Source organism: Psychromonas marina, assembly GCF_030161115.1.
In the GTDB taxonomy this organism is placed as follows: Bacteria; Pseudomonadota; Gammaproteobacteria; order Enterobacterales; family Psychromonadaceae; genus Psychromonas; species Psychromonas marina.
In genome coordinates this window covers 1-3,558 of the sequence record NZ_BSPQ01000031.1, presented here as the reverse complement: position 1 = coordinate 3,558, position 3,558 = coordinate 1, and the positions used below count along the sequence as shown (strand labels likewise).

The window sequence follows — 3,558 nt, the reverse complement described above, 5'->3', positions numbered from 1 at the left end:
ATCATGTGATAGTAGGGCGAATTGTGCGACAGCACAGGTTTATGAGCAATGTTCACCCATCGCCAAGCGCGTCTGCGTATCAGTAAATATCCTACAAAGGAAATACATATCGGGCTTGGCCCAATTGTCGGCCTAAAGACCGACCTACAGCTGTACTTGATTGTTTAGTTTTAGCCGCTTAGACTACATTGGCCCACTATATGGGGCAGCAAGAAATGATTAATCATCATTCTGAGATGCTTCAACGTTTCGACTGGCCAATGCGTATAGCGAGTTTGCCGAAAGGCAAGATTACGAACAATGTCCAACCATCACCAAGCGCCTCTGCGTATCAATAAATCACCTAAAGAGAAAATATATATCGGGCTTCACCCAATTGACGGCCTAAAGACCGACCTACAGTTGAATCTCATTTCTTGTCTTAGCACTTTGAAGAGATGATGATTCGAATATGGAAATAAAAATCTTCTATTTAGGAAAAAAATGATGAATCATCATGTTTGATGATCCATTTCGATTAAAAGTGACCGCTTCGTATAGTGATACCAAACGAATTTAATTCTTGTTCAGACTCCCCCACTCTCTTTTACACAATGGTTCAACATGAGTAACTTGCTGCATAAACCCATTCTATGCTCGATTTATATCAATAGAATTTAATTACTGAACAATGTTTAAATACACAAGATAATTTTAATAAAGCGTGATTTACAGCGGTCTTGTTGCCTCTTCAACATCTATAGTGTGTTGTAGTAATTTCGCCAACAATAATGAACACTTTATTAAATTCTTTGTTATTGCTTGAACAGCGCTATCGTCAAAATAAATAAACGTAAAACTTTCTAGTTCATTATCTTTCAGCCAAGTGAAGAGGTGTCCGTATGTGTTTAATTTAGAGTGTAAAGTTGGTGGTAAATTATTTACAAGTTCATAAAGCGTCACATAAGTGTATTTGAATGCCAATTTTAAACGTTTAATCACTATCACTTTATCTCGTTTTAAAGTGAATAATAACGTTATTAGCCAGAATACTTGCAGTTAATTAGAATGCTGATATGGTGTTATAGTTGTGTATATCACTATGGAGGTTGAATGACTGATTGGAATGATAAGCAGCCCATTTTTTTACAAATAAAACAGCGGATCGAACAACAAATTTTAGCTGGTATCTGGTTAGAGGGGCAAGCTTTACCCTCAGTACGAACAGTTGCATCAGATTTAAAAATTAATCACTTAACAGTAATGAAAGCTTATCAAATATTAGTTGATGAACTACTTATTGAGAAAGTGCGTGGGAGAGGCATGTTTGTATTAGTCGGTGCGCGATCGAAATTAAAGACAACTACAACTAAAGCATTTTTAAATGAAGGTATCCCACAGTTGATTCAAACGTTGGAGTTACTTGATATGCCTGTTAATGATTTTATAAAAGAATTAAATAAACAGATGAAAGGAAAACCATGATGAAATTGGTCAGTGTGCAAAATCTTAGTAAAAACTATCAATCTAAGGTAGTCGTTAATAATTTGTCATTTAGTTTAGTAGGTGGACAAGTGCTCGGATTATTAGGTCACAATGGTGCAGGAAAATCATCATTAATTAATGCGTTACTTGGGTTTAAAAGTTATCAAGGTGAAATATCTATTTGTGGCTTAAATCCAATAAACCAACACGTGCCATTAATGCAGTGCTTAGGTTATATATCCGATGGTGATGTATTACCAAAATGGATGACGGTAAAGCAAATTTTGCGTTACACAGATGGCATGCAACCAAACTTTGATTTGGCGAAAGCAGAACAGTTACTTACCCATACTGACATTCAACTCATGAGTAAAATTGGTACATTATCAAAAGGCATGAAAGTACAGCTCCATTTAGCATTAACGATTGCGTCTGAAACTAAGGTGTTAATTTTGGACGAGCCCACGTTAGGGCTCGACCTTATCTATCGGGAGACCTTTTATCGCCACTTAATTGAGTGGATGCATGATGGGGAGCGGACTTTGATTATTGCTAGCCATGAAGTGAGCGAGATAGAACACTTATTAACAGATGTTTTAATGTTAAAGCAAGGTAACTGTATTGCACAGGGATCTATCGAAGATGTACTGCAACAATACATAACTCTTGAAGTAACGGATAGTTTTACTGGATCAATTCAAACATTCCAACCTATCTATTTAAGGCCTGGTTTAGGGACTAAAAAGTGGTTGATAAAATCAGAACATAAACAGCAAGCTACCGAATATGGTGAAATATCAAGTATCACATTACAGGATTTATTTATTGCCTTACAAAAGGAGGATCACTAATGCACCCGATCTTTTATATGTTAGAAAAAGAGTTTCTGCAGCATAAAATAGTCACACGTTTACCACTGTTCGTACTGGCATTTACAATACTATTAAGTCTATTCATTATTTTCAATTTTGATGCCAATGTAGAATTTAGCATAAGTGGGATAGGAAATGACCAGATACTGAATTTACAGGAAGGGGTCATTGCTACAATTAATTTTGGCGCAATGATAGTTTCGTTCTTATTGTCTACATTGTATTTAAGTAAGGCGATATGTGGTGATAGGCAGGATGGAAGTATTGCATTCTGGCGCAGTATGCCGATATCAGATTTATCAACACAACTTGTTAAATTAGGTTTTGCACTATTAATTATTCCATTGGTTTGCTCAATGTTAGTGTTAAGCGCGGATTTGTTTTTGTGGATTTTATCAATATTTAGCCCAGATCACGTGAAGTTTTTAATTGGTGATATTAGCTTTCTAAGTGTTTTACAAAACTATTTTAGCTTTTTAATGAATATGTTTTTTATTGGCATTGCACTGCTACCCTTTGCTTGCGTGATATTTGCAGTATCGCAATTATCGGAGTCACCGTTATTAATAACACTTATTGGTATCTATGCATTGAAAGTGGCTTTCGGATTAATATTTCCAATGAGTGGATTAGATCACTTCGTTTATCAATTTATTAATTTGCCTACTTCATTATTATTCACAAATGAACCCGTTCACTTCATTAGCCAGTTGTCTATTATTCCTATAGTTTCGATGTACGTAATAGCTGGCGCTTTTTTTATTGTTAGTTTATCAATTCAAAAGCATGGTGAATTTAGAATAAAGCATGTTTTACAAGGTTATAAATAGCCTTATTAAAATAAAGAGGGTTATTATTGACGGCTGGTAACCTTCTTTTTAATTAAATTGTATTTATACCTGCTCGCTATATGGGAGTGCAAGCGAGTTGAACGGTATGTTTTGTCGACATTTTTAGCTTTAAATAACCAATATTCCATTGTTTTGCACGTTTAATGAGCGAACGAAATTTAATTGCTAATAAACGCTTGCCAATGTGATCTGAGTCCCTATAATACGCCGCACAGACAAGGACTGAGGCGCAAGCCACTAACCTAGTCGGAACCAACAAACTCAGTGAGTTTGAGTCATTAAAAAGCTTTGAAAATAAGTGGTTGACAAGGTTCGCAGGTAGCGTATTATACGCACCTCGCCGAAAGGCACGCTCTTTAACAATTTAATCA

General features: G+C 35.7%; 3 protein-coding genes. All 3 read left to right on the top strand.

From position 1 onward, the window contains the following. Positions 1–1,092 precede the first annotated feature (1,092 nt). Genes QQK09_RS19230 through QQK09_RS19220 form a run of 3 tightly spaced genes read left to right on the top strand, consistent with a single transcriptional unit; the run spans position 1,093 to position 3,166 of the window. Positions 1,093–1,464 (top strand): GntR family transcriptional regulator, encoded by a 372-nt coding sequence (locus QQK09_RS19230; RefSeq protein ID WP_284205860.1) that lies wholly within the window; start codon positions 1,093–1,095, stop codon positions 1,462–1,464. Beyond that, positions 1,461–2,315, top strand: coding sequence for an ABC transporter ATP-binding protein (locus tag QQK09_RS19225; RefSeq protein WP_284205859.1), 855 nt, complete (start codon positions 1,461–1,463; stop codon positions 2,313–2,315). The genes QQK09_RS19230 and QQK09_RS19225 overlap by 4 nt, the downstream gene beginning before the upstream one ends. After that, complete coding sequence (locus QQK09_RS19220; RefSeq protein ID WP_284205858.1) at positions 2,315–3,166, top strand: hypothetical protein; 852 nt, start codon at positions 2,315–2,317, stop codon at positions 3,164–3,166. The genes QQK09_RS19225 and QQK09_RS19220 overlap by 1 nt, the downstream gene beginning before the upstream one ends. Positions 3,167–3,558 lie beyond the last annotated feature (392 nt).

What these genes read in the sequence shown, in the direction of transcription:
- QQK09_RS19230 (WP_284205860.1), top strand. Translation starts at nt 1,093, where the DNA reads ATGACTGATTGGAATGATAAGCAGCCCATTTTTTTACAAATAAAACAG.
- QQK09_RS19225 (WP_284205859.1), top strand. Translation starts at nt 1,461, where the DNA reads ATGATGAAATTGGTCAGTGTGCAAAATCTTAGTAAAAACTATCAATCT.
- QQK09_RS19220 (WP_284205858.1), top strand. Translation starts at nt 2,315, where the DNA reads ATGCACCCGATCTTTTATATGTTAGAAAAAGAGTTTCTGCAGCATAAA.